Consider the following 17,077-nt stretch of genomic DNA (forward strand, 5'->3'; position numbering starts at 1 on the left):
TAATTTAGGAAATACTGCATCATGCTAACCCAGCCAGCTTATTGCAACAAGCCCATAGCATATGGATTGGCGAAATTGCACCGAATATGCTACATTTGCGCGCCTAAAAAGGCTGTGAGAAACGCCACGATATTGGGCTCTCGCCTGCATTTTACACGTTAAAAATGTCAACGGTGTGAACTCGTACCACTTTTGGGGGTGTTAGATGAGCCAAGCTCCATCTAAAACAGTGACTGTTCGACTCGACAAATGGTTATGGGCGGCGCGTTTTTATAAAACACGCTCATTAGCAAAAGAGATGATCAATGGCGGAAAAGTGCACTATAACGGTCAACGCGCTAAATCCAGCAAACAAGCTGAAGTGGGTGCCAAGATACGTTTACGTCAAGGCCATGATGATAGGGAAATAATTATTGCTCAGTTGTCGGAACACCGACAAGGGGCTGCTGTAGCGCAAACGCTATACGAAGAAACAGCTGAGAGCATTAGCAAAAGAGCGTTTAATGCCGAAGCCAGACGTTTGAATATATTGAACAATCCCGCTCCAGAAAATAAGCCGGATAAAAAACAACGTCGCCAACTTATTCGCTTTAAAGATCTATAACGATAGTTAAAGTACAACAAACGAGATAAAACATGAGCAAAGATATATTACATCGCTACTTATTTGATAATGCCGATGTTCGTGGTGAAATGGTTCAACTTGAAAAAAGTTATCAAGAAATCCTATCAGCACATGAATACCCAAAGGCACTCCAACTGATAATGGGACAGCTTATGGCTGCAACATCATTATTGACTGCCACCATCAAGTTCACTGGCGACATCAGTGTGCAATTGCAAGGTGATGGGCCTGTTTCTGTTGCTGTGATTAATGGCACTAACTTGCAAGCTCTTCGTGGTGTTGCTCGCTGGAATGGTGAGTTTTCTGATGAAGCCTCTTTAAGTGATTTGTTCGGTAAAGGTGTGATGGTGATTACCCTGACGCCTGATGAAGGCGAGCGTTACCAAGGTATTGTGTCATTAGATCACGATAATCTTGCCGCTTGTTTAGAAGAGTACTTTAACCAATCAGAGCAATTGCCAACACGCATTTCATTATTCGCTGATGGTAAGCAAGCTGCGGGTATGTTGCTACAAGTGTTACCCACTCAAACTGAAGAAAACGAAGACTTCAACCACTTATTGGCGCTCACTGAGACCATTAAGCAAGAAGAGCTATTTACGTTAGAGGCTGAAGACATTTTACATCGTCTTTATCATCAAGAAGATGTGCGTCTGTTTGATCCTGTAGACGTTAGCTTTAAATGTACTTGCTCAAGAGAGCGAAGCGCTAAAGCACTCGCTACGATTGAGCAAACTGAAGTGGAAGAAATTCTAGCTGAAGAAGGTAAAATCGAAATGGGCTGTGAATATTGCCCGCAAATGTATACCTTCGACAGCATCGATATTGCTGCAATTTATGCGGGTAACTTAGATGCTGGAAACAGTAGCAACTGATCAAACCTACATAACAACTTTCAAAAAAAAGCGCCTTAGGCGCTTTTTTTATGTAAAAAATCTATCTTAAAACTAAAAAACCAGCTCAAATTACAAAAAAGTTACCAAACTGTTGGTTACCTGTTTTGTTTATTACGTTACAATGGCTTTGCTAAATTAGTTTTAGCATAAGCAAGCGAGAACGTAAGTCATCCCAACTATAAATCGGCAATATAGACCGATAAACGACCTATTTACAACGGAGAAGCACCCGATGACAGATGGAACAAATAGCGTACACTTCAACCTTACTAGCGCTGAGTTAATTGAACTTGCTTTACAACGTAATGAAGGGCAGTTAACCGCCAATGGCGCATTAGTAGCAAAAACAGGCGAACGTACTGGTCGTTCCCCTAATGATCGTTTTATTGTTCAAGAAGCCAATACTCAAGATGATATTGATTGGGGCTCAGTCAACAAAGGTATTGCTGCAGATACTTTTGATGCACTTTGGGGCCGCGTTGAAGCTTATCTATCTGAGAAAGACATATTCGTATCTGAGCTAGAAGTAGGTGCTGACGATGCGCACTACCTTCCCGTTCGAGTCACCACAGAATATGCATGGCATCAAGTTTTTGCGCGTAACTTATTTATCACTCCAGAGCAGTTTAACCGAGGCGATAAAGACGTTTGGCAAATAATGAATGCGCCTGAATTTGTTTGTGACCCTGCCCGCGATGGCACTCATTCTGATGCGGTTGTGATGATCAATTTTGCCGACAAAAAAGTCCTTCTAGCTGGACTTAAGTATGCCGGCGAAATGAAAAAGTCGATGTTCTCGGTACAAAACTTCTTATTGCCAGCTAAGGGCGTGCTTCCTATGCATTGCTCTGCCAATGTCGGTCATGATGGTGATACCACATTATTCTTTGGTTTATCAGGTACAGGTAAAACTACCTTATCTGCTGATCCAAAACGTTTTCTTATTGGCGATGATGAGCATGGTTGGGCTCCCGGCGGTGTATTCAATATCGAAGGCGGCTGTTATGCAAAATGTATCGACTTAAGCCAGAAGAACGAACCGGTGATTTGGGATGCGATTCGCTTTGGTACGGTACTTGAAAATGTCATGTTAGATGAACAACGAGTGCCTGATTATACGAATACAACATTAACAGAGAATAGCCGCGCAGCTTACCCGTTAGAGCATATTGCTCAGCGTAAAGAAGAAAACCGTGGTGCTGAACCCAACTCAGTGGTGTTTTTAACTTGTGATGTCTCTGGTGTATTACCACCAGTGTCAGTGTTAACTAAAGAGCAAGCGGCTTATCACTTCTTGTCGGGTTACACTGCAAAAGTGGGCTCTACTGAAATGGGCTCAACTTCAGCAATTCAATCAACGTTCTCAACCTGCTTTGGTGCGCCTTTCTTCCCGCGCCCTGCTGGTGTGTACGCAGAACTATTAATGAAGCGTATTGAGTCATTTGGTAGTCGTGTTTACCTAGTAAATACTGGTTGGACTGGCGGCCCTCACGGCGTTGGTAAACGTTTTGATATTCCAACCACTCGTGCAATTGTTGATGCGATTGTCAGTGGCGAGCTAAAAGATGTTGAAACTCAGTATATTGATAAACTGAACCTCGCTGTACCTGTAGCGGTTTCAGGCGTTGATACTCAATTGCTCAACCCAGTAAATACTTGGGCTGACAAAAATGAGTACGCAAAATACGCCCAGCAATTAGCCGAAGAGTTCACAGCGAACTTTGCTAAATATCAGGTATCGGATGCAATCAAAGCCGCTGGGCCTAATAGCTAGCACACTGATGCTGTAATACGCGTCAATATATGATTGCGCCAACACAAAGCCTCAAGTGACATTGAGGCTTTTTTATTTTATCCCTTTGTTCAAAATTGTTACATTTTAAACAGTAATATTATCAATTACCTCTCGCTAAGCCCTTGTCTCACTTCCTATTTGATTTAATATAAAACGACATTCTATTTGCTCACACATAGGGATATCTATGCGCCGCGCCATACTTGCCAGTTTAATGATCAATTCGCTATTTTCTTTTTCTAGTATGGCCGAAACCTCAGAGCAAGCCTTAACAGAATCACCCAGTTTAGCTTCCCACCCATTTATCAATGATGAGATTTTACCGCCTATTCAACCGTGGCAAGGGCGAAGTGAAGCGATCATTTTAGATGCCTCATCACCTTGGTCAACGCCATTTGAGCAAAATGGTTTAGCACATAGTCCTGATTACGAAGCCACCCATCAATGGCTAAATAAACTTGTTGATAGTAGTGATTTGTTATCACAAGTCTCGATTGGTAAAAGCCCTCAAGGTCGTGATATTTGGATGGTCGTGGCATCAGAATCAGGAGCGGCAACACCCGAGGTTCTCTCAGAAAGCAATAAGCCCACCATTTTAGTTCAAGCTGGTATTCACTCTGGTGAAATTGACGGAAAAGATGCGGGGATGATGCTGTTACGGGATATGACTCAAGGCGATAAGCAAGCTTTGCTTGATAGAGTGAACCTGTTATTTGTTCCAATTTTAAGCGTCGACGCCCATGAGCGAAGTGATGAGTACAACCGTGTAAACCAGCGTGGCCCTGTCGATATGGGTTGGCGCACCAATGCTAGAAACCTAAATTTAAACCGTGATTACGCCAAACTAGATACGCTAGAATTACAGCATATGATCCGTGCCATCAATGTGTGGCAACCTGACTTATATATTGATGTTCATGTCACTGACGGTATTGATTATCAGTACGATGTCACCTTTGGCTATAACGTAAAACAAGGCTACAGCCCTGCAAGCTTTGAATGGTTAGAAAAATATTACCGCCCAGAAGTTGAATCTGCACTGACAGATAATGGCCATGTCCCTGGGCCTTTAGTGTTCGCGTTAGACAATACTGACTTGTCAAAAGGCTTATCTTATTGGAATCCAAGTCCTCGATTTTCAAATGGTTATGGCGATGCACGCCACTTACCCACCATTTTAATTGAAAACCACAGCTTAAAACCTTTTAAACAAAGAGTACTAGGCACATACGTCATGTTAGAGCAAACCCTTAAAACGGTGGCAAAGCATGGCACAAAATTAAAAGCGGCGATTTATGAAGATAAGTACCAACGCCGACAACAGATCCCATTAACCTGGAATACAGTTGAGCAGCCCGGTTGGGATTTCAAAGGCATTGGTTATTCGCTTGAAACCAGTGAAATTAGTGGCACAGAGGTCGTGCGCTGGAATGGGCAACCTAAGCTTTACCCTAACTTACCAGTCATGGGTAATACCGAAGCGAATGTTATGACTCAACGCCCTAAATACTATTATGTACCTGCCCAGTGGCACCAAGTGATTGAGCGCCTATCGATTCATGGCGTCAGAATGACGCCACTGACTGAAGCTAAAACGCTCAAACTAAGCCAGTATCAATTTGCAGAGCCGACATTTAATCAAAAAGATTATGAAGGCAGACAACGCGTCAAAGCCACCAGCAACAAAGTGAATATTGAAACAACATTACCTATTGGCACGATTCAAATTGCAACCAATCAACCATTAGGTGATTTAGCAATTTTATTACTTGAACCACAATCTGCCGATTCGTTTTTCCAATGGGGCTTTTTCAATAGCATCTTCACTCGGACTGAGTACATCGAAGATTATGCTGTAGAGCCACTCGCAGCAAAAATGTTAGCAGAAGATGAAGCCTTAGCGGCAGAGTTTAAAACAGCATTAGAAGATGAAAGCTTTGCTAATGATTCAAAAGCAAGACTGCGCTGGTTTTATGAAAGAAGCCCTTATTACGATAATCAATATATGAAATACCCTGTGCTACGTTCACGATAATTAACTAAACAAGACCAAATGACTAAAAAGCCACCTGAAGATAATCTTTAAGGTGGCTTTTTATTGGCTTTAGCTTCACAGGTTAATTAATCCGTTTGATAATCTGCGATCAAGGCGAGTTTTTTAGCCCGAGTGAGCTTTTTAACCGCTAACTCACGTTTTGTCGCTAAGCTTCTGTCTGCGACACTTTCTTGATAGACCAGAGTTAATGGCCCTTTGCCTTTAAGGTATTTGGCTCCTTTTGTGCCACCAGCCTGATGCTCAGCAAAACGTCTTTTAACATCTGTGGTAATGCCTGTATATAAATGGCCGTTATGGCATTTCACCATATAAAGAAACCAGTCGTTCTTTTTCGATACAGGCTTGATGACAGGAACCTCTGCGGAAACCTTTTCGGAAACCTTTTCGGAAATAATGGCATTATTAATTATTGCGCCACTTTTACTGGTCATAGATATAAAAACCTTCGGTCTGATCATAGTTATCTGCCGCTATCATGGCATAATGCGGTATCAAAAATGAATCTTATTATCTAAGCCAGCCTTAGATAAACCACAACATGGCAAATGTCATGCGAGGAGCTACGATGTCAACAAAATCTGATGCCTGTGCACAGCCTGGTTTAATGCACCCAACTGACGCCATTAATGCTTTACTTGATCAAGTAAGTGTTATTGAACAAAGCGAAATGGTTAGCTTAAATGAGGCTGTTGGCCGTATTTTATCTGAAGACTTGGCATCTTGTATCGACCTCCCTCCTTTCGATAACTCATCAATGGACGGTTATGCCTTTAAGTTCGATGAACTGACAGGTGAAACAGCAACCACGTTAACCTTGGTCGGAACCTCATTTGCAGGACACCCTTACAAAGGCAAGATCCCAGCCAACAGCTGCATTCGGATTATGACTGGTGCGCCAGTTCCTGCAGGTTATGACACGGTACAGATGCAGGAGAAAACCTCTGCTGACGGTGACAAGATCACCATTGAACACCCAAATGCCAAAGGCAATAGCATTCGCTACTGTGGTGAAGAACTTACCGCTGGCACCAATGTACTCAAAAGTGGCACTCAAATTCGCGCGGCAGAAATGGGCGTATTAGCTACAATCGGCATCAGCCAAATAAGAGTAAAAGCCCGTCTTAAAGTCGCTTTCTTTTCAACAGGAGATGAACTGCGACCAGTAGGAAGCGAGCTTGCTCCTGGGCAGATTTACGATTCTAATCGCTACTCGATTAAAGGCCTACTCACCCAAGCGAATGTTGAATGGATTGATTTAGGCGTTATCGAAGATGACAAAGAAGCGATTCGCGGTGCGTTTAGAGAGGCAGCGAAAAAAGCGGATATGGTGCTGACCTCTGGCGGCGTTTCTGTTGGTGATGCTGATTACACTAAGCAAATTCTCTCTGAGGAAGGTGAAATTACCTTCTGGCGCTTAGCGATTAAACCCGGTAAGCCATTTGCGTTCGGTAAATTAGGCAAGGCCGTTTTTTGCGGCTTACCAGGTAACCCTGTTTCATCAATGGTGACCTTCTACAAACTTGTTTGGCCAATCGTCAATAAGATGCAAGGCTTAGCGGTGAAAGAGCCATTAATCGTTAAAGCGACCCTAACGAGTGCCATTCGCAAACAACCAGGCCGAGCAGAATATCAACGCGGTATTTTGAGCCGTGATGACAACGGTGAACTCGTCGTATCAACCACTGGCGGTCAAGGCTCAGGCATGCTTACCTCGATGAGTTTAGCTAACTGCTTTATTAACTTAGAGCAAGAACAAGGCGATATTGCCTCTGGCGCTCAAGTTAATGTTGAACCATTCAACAGCGTATTGTGTTAATTGCTAAGGAAGTTTAATGAGTGATTTATCCCTAAACGCAGCTGATGATTTGGACATTTTGTCAGACAATGAAATGCTGCGTTATAGCCGCCAAATATCCATTAAAGCTATGGATATTGAAGGCCAAGAAAAACTCAAGCAAGCAAAAGTATTAGTGATTGGCGCAGGTGGCCTAGGTTGTACTGTAACCCAATATTTAGCTGTGGCCGGTGTGGGTGAAATGACCCTTGTTGATTTTGATACGGTTGAATTATCTAATTTACAGCGCCAAGTATTGCACTACGATGAAAATATTGGTCAAGCCAAAGTGGACTCTGCCAAGCAGACATTGGCGCAATTAAACCCATTAATTACCATCAATACTATCAACGAATTTCTTGATGAAGCGCGTATTGAACACTTGGTATCTGAGCATATGTTAGTACTAGACTGCACTGATAATGTTCAAGTCAGAGAACAACTTAATCAAAGCTGTTTTAAGCATAAAACCAGCTTTATCTCAGCTGCTGCAATACGTATGGAAGGCACGGTAACGGTATTTGATTATCAGTCATCTTCGCCTTGCTACCATTGTTACAGCAGCTTGTTTGGCGAACAACAATTAACCTGTGTCGAGTCCGGTATCTTAGCGCCAGTTGTTGGTTTAGTAGGTTGTATTCAGGCGACTGAAGCCATTAAGGCCATCAGCCAAATGGGCCAAGGCTTAAATGGTCGTATTTTAATGATAGATGCGATGACGATGGAGTTTCGTGAAATGAAACTACCGAAGCAAGCTAACTGCTCTGTGTGCTCGGCACCTGTATAAGGTTCTTAATCAGCAAGCATTAACAATCAAAGTTTTACTAAAAGTCACAATCTTGGCTATAGTTGATAAAAGAAAACGGCTTAATTATCAGCTCTTTTATAACGCTCATTCATAGAAATCTGTCATAGGGATCTACTATGTTCGAACAATTAACTATAGCCAATATTGCATACTGCACTAACAAGTTAGCCCGCATTTATCTGTGGTACCCGTTTACTGCGCTATTTGCTCGAACACCCACTCGTAAGCTCAGTAATTGTAAGCTGTTATCATGCGTCGTAATACTCAGTGGTTTAAGCGCCTGTTCAGGCGATGAAATCAAGCCGCTACACATGAGTAACCCTGCAGCTGATTATTGCATAGATAAAGATGGCACCTTAGAAACCATTAAGCACATTAATGGCGATGTGTCGCTTTGCACTCTGCCTGATGGTGAAGTGATTGAGCAGTGGGAGTTATTTAGGCGTGATCATCAACAAAGCTAATAGCTTGATACCACCTTGGCGATGTTAAGTGATATCAATTAACCGACTTGCTCTGCTGTAACTTCTTGATTGTCGTCGCTCAATACAGCCAATTGACTCGCCTCTTGTTGCTCAGTCTGTTGTACTAATTCTCGCTCAGCTTTAGAAACATACTTAGGTTTATTACTACCTGCTTTTTTCGCATTGGCTTTTTTCGCTTTCCCTTTGAGCGTTTGGTTAATCTTTTTACGTCTATTCATACTAATTTCACCTTAAACTCTCTGAAACAACAGCTTTGCTATAAAGCACATATTCGATACAAGCGATATAAATCGGAGTGCGATTCTACAACCCTAAATACAAAAATACCAATTCCAAATATTATCAGAATTGGTATTCTCATCGTTCAATAAACCCAGCAGGTTAATCTTGTATCACCACCCAAATGGCATGGATCAAGCCAGGAACAAAGAACAATAAACAGAGAATAATATTAATCAGTAAATCTTTTCCCATGCCTTTTTTCAAAAACACAGCCACCGGCGGTAGTAAGATTGCAATGACAATTAGCAGCAGTTTATTTGTATCCATAATTATTTCTTTCCCTTTAAAATTGTAAAAATTAATCAACCAAAATGTTCATAATTGCAACAATTTGTGAAACAGATCAAATATTATTATGATATTCAACACAATCAACTTATCCTCAATTTTTAATCATTTAGTGCAGGTTCAATGATAGAAACTAGTAGCAGCCTCATTCTAATTCAAGTGATTTGTATCTTATGTTTCGCAGGAACAATCGCATGGACTGTCATGGTTATTCCTATGCGAGTCGCACCCAGTGCTAGCTGGCGTTTTGCGTTAGCCAACTTCTGCGTGTTACTAGGCATGTTGCTTTATACTCAACGTACCCATGAACCAAGTTACCTGCATTGGCTAGTAGCTGACAATATTATATTAGTAGGTTTTTGCTTTTTACGCTGGGGCGCGCAGCGACTTTATCATTTAAAATCTAGCCACCAATTTGATATTACATTAGTTCTTGTTTCCATCGGCAGCATGTTACTCGCCAAACCACAAAACAGTAGCTCGGCATATTTAATGATTATTTTATCTTTAGCTGCCGCTGTTTGTTTCTTTATGCTAGCAAAAGATCATTATGTCGCCTTTAAGAAGAATTTTACTGCTTTCGCCACTTACTGGTTAGTTATTCCGATTTTAATCATTGGCATTATGTTCTTAGCCAGGGCATGTATTTTGATACTTTATCCCGAAAAGGTCGCTACCTACGCGGCGTTTAACACTGAGGAATCAGTGCCTATTTTATGGGTCTATATCGTATTAATTTTATTAGTTAATATCCTCATCATAGGAAACACCATTAATCGTCTTGTGGTGAAAATAATGACCCTAGCGAATAAAGATACATTAACTGGGCTTTGGAATCGAAATGCACTACAAAGCAAGTTAACCCTAGAACATGCTCGATGGCTACGCGACAAGGTCAGCTACAGTGTGATTTTGATTGATTTAGACCATTTTAAACAAATCAACGATGTCCATGGCCACACTGCAGGCGATGAGGTGCTTAAAGTTGCTGCTAAGCAACTGAATAGTATCACCCGAGAAATAGACTATTTATGCCGTTATGGTGGTGAAGAGTTTGTTCTCATCTTACCGCTGACGTCGGAGCAACAAGCTCTTTGTGTGGCGAAAAAACTACAACAGGCCTTAGCGAAAGTGAACTTTGAGTGGCAAGGAACACCCATTGCCATTGAAGCCAGTATTGGTTTTTCGACGATTAATGAGAGCTTACCTGCTGAAGCGTTACTTCAATTAGCAGATAAAGCCATGTATGAAGCTAAAGCCAGTGGCCGTAACTGCATTAAAAGTGCTAATCCAACCCTAAACGATAAGTTCTAAATAAAATAGAATGACCTACGCTTAAGTATGCTTAGGCCAAGCAAGCATTTCTGGCGCTTGCCAGTCTTGTTGTAAAATGTCGGTGACTGATGGTGCTTGAAACACATCCCCTATCTCAGGAAGTTGTATAAACTGATATCGTTTATCTTGATACTCAAAGTCCAATGCCATGGCATGCAAGTAACAACGGTCTGCCACTTCGCCTCCATATAGTTCATCCCCCAAGATCGGCACACCGATACTGCTTAACGCGACACGTAATTGGTGAGTTTTCCCACTTAATGGTTTGAGCAAATATAATCTTAAGCCATCACCAATAGATTGAGAGAAAAACTGGGTTATTGCAGGATTGGTCCTAGTGCGCAGCAGTTTATACATGCTGCGTCGAGATTTGGCCATGTCGCCTATAATCCCACCTTGCTTCTTTTTAGGCTTTCCTTTGGCAATAGCCAGATAAAACTTTTGAATTTTATGCTCACTGAACAATTCAGTAAACTCTGCCGCTGCCTGTGGGGTTTTAGCTAATATAAGTAACCCAGAAGTCGGAGTATCTAAACGGTGTACCGCAAACAGCTTAATACCTAAATCTGCTTCAACTTGCGCAACAACACCTGCAGTGCCATCTTGGCTATGAAAATGAACCTTAGGAGACTTATTGATAACAATAAAGTCTGGGTGTTGTTCTAAAATTTGATACATAGTCTCGATTCTAATGAGAGTACTGAAATACAAGCTCTGAACTAAATTCCTGAACTAAGAGTTCTGAAATAAGCGTTTTGGAATAAGAGCTCTGAAATAAGCGTGCTAAAAATCACTGGTACAAGCCTGATATATCGGCTTTTACCAATGATTAACATGAGCTAGGAATATACCTAAACAGGACTAGAATCGAATGTCGACAATCAGCCCTGGATGATTATCCTTAAGCTCAATTTTAGCATGATGACGGGATAAAATCGCTTTCACCATTGATAAGCCCAACCCCGTGCCTTTGTGATGTCGGCTAGGGTCTAATCGGACTAAACGATCAAATACCCTTTCTTTATCTTCATCACTAATACCTGGGCCATTATCAATAATTTGGATCTTTCTGCCTTTTTGCACTATCTCAATAGTGGCATCTTCAGGGGCATATTTAATCGCATTATCAACTAAGTTAAACAAGGCTTGGAACAATAGGTATTTATCGCCAGAGATTGTCACATCTTTGTCTGCTGACAAGGTCAAAGTTTGTTGTTTCGACTCAGCAACCACTTCAGCCATTTCAAATAAGTCTTCACATAAAAGTTGTAGACTCACAGGCTGCATATCTAAGGTTTGCTGACCTTCTTCTATTCGAGTGAGAGATAACATGGCATCAAAAGTCGCTAAACAATGGTCCAGTTCTTCTAGCAACATGGCGGTCAATTCTGGCACATGCTCTGTCGGTTTACTGGGTAATTGCTCAATACCAATGCGTAAGTGAGACAAAGGCGTTCTTAAGTCATGGGCAATATTATCTGTCACCCCACGAACAGACATTAAGTTATGTTCTAAGGTATCAAGTACCCGATTAAACTGACCAGCAAGCATATCAAATTCGTCTTGATTATGACTCACAGGCAAACGGGTGTTGTACTCACCTTGCTCAATCTTTTTACACAATAAATTGTATTGCACCAAGCGTCTTAAAATCGCTTTAGAGAACACAAAACCAACCGCTAAGGTAATCCCTAACGTGAATGCCACCGCCCAAAATGCAGCATTGATAAATTTATCAATTAATGCGGCTAAATTATCAGTACGAGTCGCTATAAGCACCGGCCCATAATGGGTCATCACAATGCCACCGGTGAGAATATGAAGCTTATCTGGGCCACCGGTTAAAATAGGAAATTCGCGGGTTTTTGGCAATAAAGGCATGTTGTCAGGCACAAAACTCAGTGCCCCAACCATATCAACGCTGTTTCGCCAAGCAATCAAGGCTGTTTTAGGATCTGCTGCGCGAATTTGCGCAGCAAAACTGCGGCGATCAACCGTTAATGCCAATTGCTGATAACGCTGCATTTCAGTGGCAAGATGTTGCTCAACCTGATTTTCTTGCTCAATAACGAGTTGACGGTATAAACCAAATACCAACATCACAATCAACAAGGTAACCAAGGTCGAGAAAATTAGCGTTATCCGCCAAGCACTGCTTTGGTAGGGTTTAATTCCCTTTGCAAAGGCGATATCCAGCCCCTCGAACAGTTTCAATGATCTCTGGGTGGCCTAGCTCTTCAAATTTACGACGCAGTTTTGCAATATGCACATCAATCACATTGGTGCGCGGGTCGAAGTGATAATCCCACACTGCTTCAAACAATAATGTACGGCTAATGACTTGATTTGGATGCTCCATTAGATATTTCAGCAATTGAAACTCTTTAGGCTGTAGCATTAATTCATGCTCATCTAATGTGACTTTGCGGGTCAGCAATTCCATTTTTAAGTTGCCGACTTCAAGATCGGTATTTGCCGCAGCTGGCGCATTACGTTGAATCAGCTTTTCTGCGCGCACTTGCAACTCAGCAAAAGCAAACGGCTTGGTCATGTAATCATCGCCACCAGCACGTAATCCTTTCACTCGCTCGTCGACATGACTGAGCGCAGAAAGGATTAACACAGGTGTTTGGTTACCATTATTGCGCAGTGCAGTCAGCAAGGTTAGGCCGTCTAACTGAGGTAACATACGATCTAAAATGATAATGTCATATTGATTATGCTTTGCTTGGTGTAAGCCATCATGGCCATTGGTCGCAGTATCAACTTGATATTGCTGTGCGGTAAAACCTTCAGCAACGTATTGTAGTGTGGTTGCATCGTCTTCAACGATTAATACTCGCATAGTGCTATTCCTTAGTTCTACAGCGTTTGACTGTAAAGGTGCTAATTGCCAAGTCATATTAGTCCCACTGCAGTAATGGCAGCGGACGTAATTCTTCAATATCAAAAGCAATCGTATGCTTGCTTGAAACATTGAGTAATTTTAATTCTAGATAGCTGATGGCTAAGTCATGGTCTAACTCAGCTTCGATTAAATATCCCGTTTGACCTTTTTGCGCCATTGTGACGAGCTCAGTAAAAGTCATTTTTTGCTTGATGAGTACTCGTGCGGCTTTAACTTGGTCTAAATCATCGGCTTCAAAAGCGGATAATTTTTTGGTGATTAAGCTGCCGTCACTTGCATCAAATGAGAATTCGGTAATTTCACTGTCATCTAGATTGAGTAAGTCTATTTCATAAATGAGTTGACCATTTTCAACATCCATATCGAACGATGAAACGACACCGCTATATTCAGTTTCAATTTGTTCAACCACGACAAGTGGTTGGACGTATTCACCCTCTGAGAGCAAGGTATGCATAGTCGGGGTAGCCATTACCATTGATGGAAATACGACTAACAACGACAGAACGATACGGAACATGAAAGCCTCATAATGAGAATTGGAGTAGTGTTACTTTACCTAAGCCCAGCAAAAGACCCAAGCATTGTAAGATTAATAATTGATCATGATTCTAGAATATGGACTTGCTCAGATTTCAGTGCAATCGTTGTTGCCAATCCGGTTTTTAATGAGAGTTTTTCAGCCAAATGCGAAGGAATATCCATATTGAACACCTCGTCCACATCCGCCATTCGCGCTTTCACACGCACAGACTCACCCATGACTAGCATTGACTCGATAACAATATCGAGTTTATTGATACTACGACACAAACGGCCACTGGAAATCGCATTAAATCGAATGCCTTGGTTTGGGATCACCCAACGCACTTGCTGACCAATTGCCAATTCAGGTGCACTGTCACTGGCAATGATTTGCTCGCCCATTTTAAGCCATGTGATGTTTGCCTCTGCATCTCGGCCACTGACCTCGGCATTGAAAATGTTTCTAAGTCCCATCTGCCTAGCCACGGTTTCATTACGAGGATGAGACAATACCTCAAAAGGTTCGCCCTGCTGCAGCATGTTACCTTGGCTGATTAGGATCATTTTATCGGCCAATAACAAAGCTTCGTTCATATCATGGGTCACCATGACCACAGGAATTGATAACTGTGATTTTAATCTGGCTAACTCAATGTATAAACGTTCACGGGTTTCTCTATCCACCGCAGAAAACGGTTCATCGAGCAATAATACCGAAGGCTCTCGTGCTAATGCCCTTGCTAAAGCCACACGTTGACGCTGACCGCCAGATAACTGTGCAGGCAACCTAGCAGGTAGCCCATGTAAGTTAACTCGCTCAAGCCAGTCTAGAGCCCTTGCTTTGCGTTCACTTTTAGGAATGTGGTCCAAGCCAGATATCACATTTTCTAGCGCGGTAAGATGCGGAAATAAACCAAAGTGTTGTGGGACATAACCAATGTGACGTTGTTGAGGGGATAACTTAATCCGCAGCTCGTCATCAAACCATTGCTGCTCGCCACACTGAATCCGGCCTTTCTCAGGTACACTTAAGCCTGCAATCATGCGTAACAAAGTGGTTTTACCGCCACCAGAAGGTCCAACAACCGCCAGAACTTCGCCCGCTTTACAGCTAAAGTTAGCAATTAATGGGATGGGTGATACTTGCTCAATTTGGCAGTATAAATGAGTCTCTAAATCAACGTTGCGGGTTGGCATGCTGCCCCCCTAAACGTCTTGATAAACTTGTCGTTATTGCCAATACACTCACAGCAAATACCAAGAGTACTAACGACATCGTACCCGCCGCTTCAAAGTCAAACGCTTGCACACTGTCATAAATAGCAATCGAGATGGTTTTAGTTTCGCCAGCAATATTGCCACCAAGCATTAACACCACGCCAAACTCACCTAAAACATGTGAAAAACACAACACCACAGCGGTCAATATTCCAGGCCATATCATAGGTAGTTCAATTTTAATGAAAATACGCCACCAGCTCATGCCACAACATGCTGCTGCATCAGGAATATCATGGGGTATGGTTTCAAAGGCGCGCTGAATCGGCTGCACAGCAAAAGGGATATTAACCAGAATAGAGGCAATCACTAAGCCTGAAAAATTAAACACTAACTGGGCGCCAGTAAACTGCTCGACCCATTGTCCAATAAGACTTTGACTACCTAAACCGACAAGCAAGTAATAACCAATCACCGTCGGTGGCAACACTAATGGCACCATAATCAGTGCTTCTACCCACGATTTACCACGAAATTGTTTGTACGCCAGAAAGCGACCGACAAAAATGGCCATTGGGATCAGAATTAGTACGGTTACAGAACTTAATTTTGCAGATAACCACAACGACTGCCAATCCATAAATTACTGCTCCGCCACTTGCTGTCTTGGTCTTGGTGCACGAAGTTTAGGCTGGTGTAAATGATGTTTATCGCTGACGTTGGCTGGAAAGCCAAAACCATAATTCTCTAGAACTTGCTGAGCAGCTGTTGACTGCATGTACTGATAAAAATGTTGAGTGGTATCCCCCGCTCGCGGAGTCAGCACCATACGTTGATTAATGGGTTGATATAATGACTGGGGGATCTCTATGTAGCGGCCCATTTTGGTAAACTGCGGTGCTGATGCTAGCGACAATGCCACGATGCCACCTTGTGCTGAACCACTTAAAGCAAACTGAGCGGCTTGGGAAACATTCTCGCCCATAATGATCTTAGGTTGCAGCGCAGACCATAAATCTTTGCTCTCAAGTAACGCTTGAGCGCGCTCACCATATGGAGCATGAGCGGGATTAGCAATAACAAAACGCTTTATCTCGCCTTGGGAGACTGCCTGACTCAGACCTGTTAATTGGGGATCTAATGCTAATTTGGAATTATTTGGCGCCACTAGAGCCAACTTACCAATGGCGTAGATATCACCATCTGAATCGGTTTTACCTGCCTTATGAAGCTGTTGTACATAAAACTCATCGGCGCTTAATAGCATTTCAAACGGTGCACCATGCTGGATCTGAGCGACAAAATTGCCAGAAGACCCATATGAAACGCGTAACGCTAAGCCCGTTTCCGCAGTAAAGTTTGCCACAATTTCATCTAAGGCAAACTTAACATTAGCCGCAGCTGCAATGGCTGGCGGTTTAGCCGCCAATGCAGAAAGCGAAAACAAAGAAGAAAGTCCTAGCAAACTCGCAAGTAAAAGACTTTGAACCTTTAATGCAACTCGACGGCTAAATGTCATTGGTAAGCATCCTTTGCTATTTGGTTTCGTTCCACATTGACGCAGCCTGTTCATCTGAATCACGCGCTTCGACCCAGTTATTGCCTTCTTCGCCAGCTTCAAGTTTCCAAAAAGGTGCTTTGGTTTTTAAGAAATCGATAAGGAATTCACACGCTGCAAATGCCGCTTTGCGATGCATGCTAGTAACGCCGATAAATACGATTTGTTCGCCCAGTTCCATGCGTCCAACACGATGAATAATCGTGACATAATTTAATGGCCAGCGTTCATAAGCTTGTTCAGCTAATTGCACTAATACAGCTTCTGTCATTCCTGGGTAATGTTCTAAAGTAAGATCAGTAACAGCGCTGCCATCATTGAAATCACGTACTTTCCCTGCAAATGTTACTACTGCGCCATCACTGTTATCATTTGCAATCGCATTGTATTCATCAGCAACATTGAAGTCAGCGGTTTGCACGCTCACAACTTGCCTAGGATTTTTTTCAGAACTAACGGTCATA

The 17,077-nt window shown here is 42.4% G+C and carries 19 protein-coding genes; 8 read left to right on the forward strand and 11 right to left on the reverse strand.

The window, feature by feature from the left end; translation table 11 throughout:
- The first annotated feature begins 205 nt into the window (after positions 1-205).
- From hslR to AB4153_RS07985, 4 genes are all read left to right on the forward strand, one after another.
- Complete coding sequence (gene hslR, locus AB4153_RS07970; RefSeq protein WP_102527619.1) at positions 206-604, forward strand: ribosome-associated heat shock protein Hsp15; 399 nt, start codon at positions 206-208, stop codon at positions 602-604.
- Between the two features lie 32 nt (positions 605-636).
- Entirely contained in the window at positions 637-1,500 is an 864-nt protein-coding gene (gene hslO, locus AB4153_RS07975; RefSeq protein ID WP_303517123.1) for an Hsp33 family molecular chaperone HslO, read from the forward strand.
- Between the two features lie 253 nt (positions 1,501-1,753).
- Positions 1,754-3,295, forward strand: coding sequence for a phosphoenolpyruvate carboxykinase (locus AB4153_RS07980; protein WP_371996979.1), 1,542 nt, complete (start codon positions 1,754-1,756; stop codon positions 3,293-3,295).
- A gap of 208 nt (positions 3,296-3,503) precedes the next feature.
- Positions 3,504-5,351, forward strand: a complete 1,848-nt coding sequence (locus tag AB4153_RS07985) for a M14 family metallopeptidase (RefSeq protein WP_371996981.1) — start codon at positions 3,504-3,506, stop codon at positions 5,349-5,351.
- Positions 5,352-5,437: 86 nt separating this feature from the next.
- Here the strand turns inward: AB4153_RS07985 and AB4153_RS07990 are convergent, their stop codons facing one another.
- Positions 5,438-5,803 (reverse strand): GIY-YIG nuclease family protein, encoded by a 366-nt coding sequence (locus tag AB4153_RS07990; RefSeq protein WP_229370226.1) that lies wholly within the window; start codon positions 5,801-5,803, stop codon positions 5,438-5,440.
- A gap of 134 nt (positions 5,804-5,937) precedes the next feature.
- Between AB4153_RS07990 and moeA the strand changes: the two genes are divergently transcribed.
- From moeA to AB4153_RS08005, 3 genes are all read left to right on the forward strand, one after another.
- The gene (gene moeA / locus AB4153_RS07995) at positions 5,938-7,188 is read left to right on the forward strand and encodes a molybdopterin molybdotransferase MoeA (protein WP_371996982.1); all 1,251 of its coding nucleotides are present in this window, start codon (positions 5,938-5,940) and stop codon (positions 7,186-7,188) included.
- Positions 7,189-7,204: 16 nt separating this feature from the next.
- Positions 7,205-7,993: a molybdopterin-synthase adenylyltransferase MoeB gene (gene moeB, locus AB4153_RS08000; protein ID WP_102527613.1), complete on the forward strand. Its 789-nt coding sequence runs from the start codon at positions 7,205-7,207 to the stop codon at positions 7,991-7,993.
- Positions 7,994-8,130: 137 nt separating this feature from the next.
- Positions 8,131-8,478 carry a DUF333 domain-containing protein gene (locus AB4153_RS08005; RefSeq protein WP_371996983.1) on the forward strand — a complete coding sequence of 116 codons (348 nt, stop codon included), beginning with the start codon at positions 8,131-8,133 and terminating at the stop codon, positions 8,476-8,478.
- A 38-nt stretch (positions 8,479-8,516) separates the two neighbouring features.
- Here AB4153_RS08005 and AB4153_RS08010 read toward each other — a convergent pair whose 3' ends face one another.
- Both AB4153_RS08010 and AB4153_RS08015 read right to left on the reverse strand, forming a co-directional pair.
- Positions 8,517-8,717: a DUF2986 domain-containing protein gene (locus AB4153_RS08010; RefSeq protein ID WP_371996984.1), complete on the reverse strand. Its 201-nt coding sequence runs from the start codon at positions 8,715-8,717 to the stop codon at positions 8,517-8,519.
- A gap of 163 nt (positions 8,718-8,880) precedes the next feature.
- Positions 8,881-9,048: a YqaE/Pmp3 family membrane protein gene (locus AB4153_RS08015; RefSeq protein ID WP_102527610.1), complete on the reverse strand. Its 168-nt coding sequence runs from the start codon at positions 9,046-9,048 to the stop codon at positions 8,881-8,883.
- A gap of 144 nt (positions 9,049-9,192) precedes the next feature.
- Here AB4153_RS08015 and AB4153_RS08020 point away from each other — a divergent pair, with 144 nt between their 5' ends.
- The gene (locus AB4153_RS08020; protein ID WP_371996985.1) at positions 9,193-10,383 is read left to right on the forward strand and encodes a GGDEF domain-containing protein; all 1,191 of its coding nucleotides are present in this window, start codon (positions 9,193-9,195) and stop codon (positions 10,381-10,383) included.
- Between the two features lie 21 nt (positions 10,384-10,404).
- Here the strand turns inward: AB4153_RS08020 and AB4153_RS08025 are convergent, their stop codons facing one another.
- The 8 genes from AB4153_RS08025 to moaE form a co-directional block, all read right to left on the reverse strand.
- Positions 10,405-11,082, reverse strand: a complete 678-nt coding sequence (locus AB4153_RS08025) for a TIGR01621 family pseudouridine synthase (protein ID WP_371996987.1) — start codon at positions 11,080-11,082, stop codon at positions 10,405-10,407.
- Between the two features lie 183 nt (positions 11,083-11,265).
- Positions 11,266-12,504 (reverse strand): HAMP domain-containing sensor histidine kinase, encoded by a 1,239-nt coding sequence (locus AB4153_RS08030; RefSeq protein WP_229370279.1) that lies wholly within the window; start codon positions 12,502-12,504, stop codon positions 11,266-11,268.
- Positions 12,505-12,571: 67 nt separating this feature from the next.
- A complete protein-coding gene (locus tag AB4153_RS08035) occupies positions 12,572-13,249 on the reverse strand; it encodes a response regulator transcription factor (protein WP_102527607.1) in 678 nt (225 codons plus the stop codon).
- Positions 13,250-13,307: 58 nt separating this feature from the next.
- Entirely contained in the window at positions 13,308-13,832 is a 525-nt protein-coding gene (locus AB4153_RS08040; RefSeq protein ID WP_102527606.1) for a PepSY domain-containing protein, read from the reverse strand.
- 83 nt (positions 13,833-13,915) lie between these two features.
- Positions 13,916-15,034 carry an ABC transporter ATP-binding protein gene (locus AB4153_RS08045; RefSeq protein ID WP_371996989.1) on the reverse strand — a complete coding sequence of 373 codons (1,119 nt, stop codon included), beginning with the start codon at positions 15,032-15,034 and terminating at the stop codon, positions 13,916-13,918.
- Entirely contained in the window at positions 15,015-15,695 is a 681-nt protein-coding gene (gene modB / locus AB4153_RS08050; protein ID WP_102527604.1) for a molybdate ABC transporter permease subunit, read from the reverse strand. Before modB ends, AB4153_RS08045 begins: the two co-directional genes overlap by 20 nt.
- A 3-nt stretch (positions 15,696-15,698) precedes the next feature.
- Positions 15,699-16,574: a molybdate ABC transporter substrate-binding protein gene (modA, locus tag AB4153_RS08055; RefSeq protein ID WP_371996991.1), complete on the reverse strand. Its 876-nt coding sequence runs from the start codon at positions 16,572-16,574 to the stop codon at positions 15,699-15,701.
- A gap of 16 nt (positions 16,575-16,590) precedes the next feature.
- Complete coding sequence (gene moaE, locus AB4153_RS08060) at positions 16,591-17,076, reverse strand: molybdopterin synthase catalytic subunit MoaE (RefSeq protein ID WP_371996992.1); 486 nt, start codon at positions 17,074-17,076, stop codon at positions 16,591-16,593.
- Position 17,077 lies beyond the last annotated feature (1 nt).

The sequence above is a fragment of the Shewanella sp. 10N.286.52.E4 genome (assembly GCF_041468785.1).
In the GTDB taxonomy this organism is placed as follows: domain Bacteria; phylum Pseudomonadota; class Gammaproteobacteria; order Enterobacterales; family Shewanellaceae; genus Shewanella; species Shewanella electrodiphila.

Coding starts and splice junctions, on each gene's coding strand:
- hslR (WP_102527619.1), top strand. CDS start 206: ATGAGCCAAGCTCCATCTAAAACAGTGACTGTTCGACTCGACAAATGG.
- hslO (WP_303517123.1), top strand. CDS start 637: ATGAGCAAAGATATATTACATCGCTACTTATTTGATAATGCCGATGTT.
- AB4153_RS07980 (WP_371996979.1), top strand. CDS start 1,754: ATGACAGATGGAACAAATAGCGTACACTTCAACCTTACTAGCGCTGAG.
- AB4153_RS07985 (WP_371996981.1), top strand. CDS start 3,504: ATGCGCCGCGCCATACTTGCCAGTTTAATGATCAATTCGCTATTTTCT.
- AB4153_RS07990 (WP_229370226.1), bottom strand. CDS start 5,803: ATGACCAGTAAAAGTGGCGCAATAATTAATAATGCCATTATTTCCGAA.
- moeA (WP_371996982.1), top strand. CDS start 5,938: ATGTCAACAAAATCTGATGCCTGTGCACAGCCTGGTTTAATGCACCCA.
- moeB (WP_102527613.1), top strand. CDS start 7,205: ATGAGTGATTTATCCCTAAACGCAGCTGATGATTTGGACATTTTGTCA.
- AB4153_RS08005 (WP_371996983.1), top strand. CDS start 8,131: ATGTTCGAACAATTAACTATAGCCAATATTGCATACTGCACTAACAAG.
- AB4153_RS08010 (WP_371996984.1), bottom strand. CDS start 8,717: ATGAATAGACGTAAAAAGATTAACCAAACGCTCAAAGGGAAAGCGAAA.
- AB4153_RS08015 (WP_102527610.1), bottom strand. CDS start 9,048: ATGGATACAAATAAACTGCTGCTAATTGTCATTGCAATCTTACTACCG.
- AB4153_RS08020 (WP_371996985.1), top strand. CDS start 9,193: ATGATAGAAACTAGTAGCAGCCTCATTCTAATTCAAGTGATTTGTATC.
- AB4153_RS08025 (WP_371996987.1), bottom strand. CDS start 11,082: ATGTATCAAATTTTAGAACAACACCCAGACTTTATTGTTATCAATAAG.
- AB4153_RS08030 (WP_229370279.1), bottom strand. CDS start 12,504: ATGTTGGTATTTGGTTTATACCGTCAACTCGTTATTGAGCAAGAAAAT.
- AB4153_RS08035 (WP_102527607.1), bottom strand. CDS start 13,249: ATGCGAGTATTAATCGTTGAAGACGATGCAACCACACTACAATACGTT.
- AB4153_RS08040 (WP_102527606.1), bottom strand. CDS start 13,832: ATGTTCCGTATCGTTCTGTCGTTGTTAGTCGTATTTCCATCAATGGTA.
- AB4153_RS08045 (WP_371996989.1), bottom strand. CDS start 15,034: ATGCCAACCCGCAACGTTGATTTAGAGACTCATTTATACTGCCAAATT.
- modB (WP_102527604.1), bottom strand. CDS start 15,695: ATGGATTGGCAGTCGTTGTGGTTATCTGCAAAATTAAGTTCTGTAACC.
- modA (WP_371996991.1), bottom strand. CDS start 16,574: ATGACATTTAGCCGTCGAGTTGCATTAAAGGTTCAAAGTCTTTTACTT.
- moaE (WP_371996992.1), bottom strand. CDS start 17,076: ATGACCGTTAGTTCTGAAAAAAATCCTAGGCAAGTTGTGAGCGTGCAA.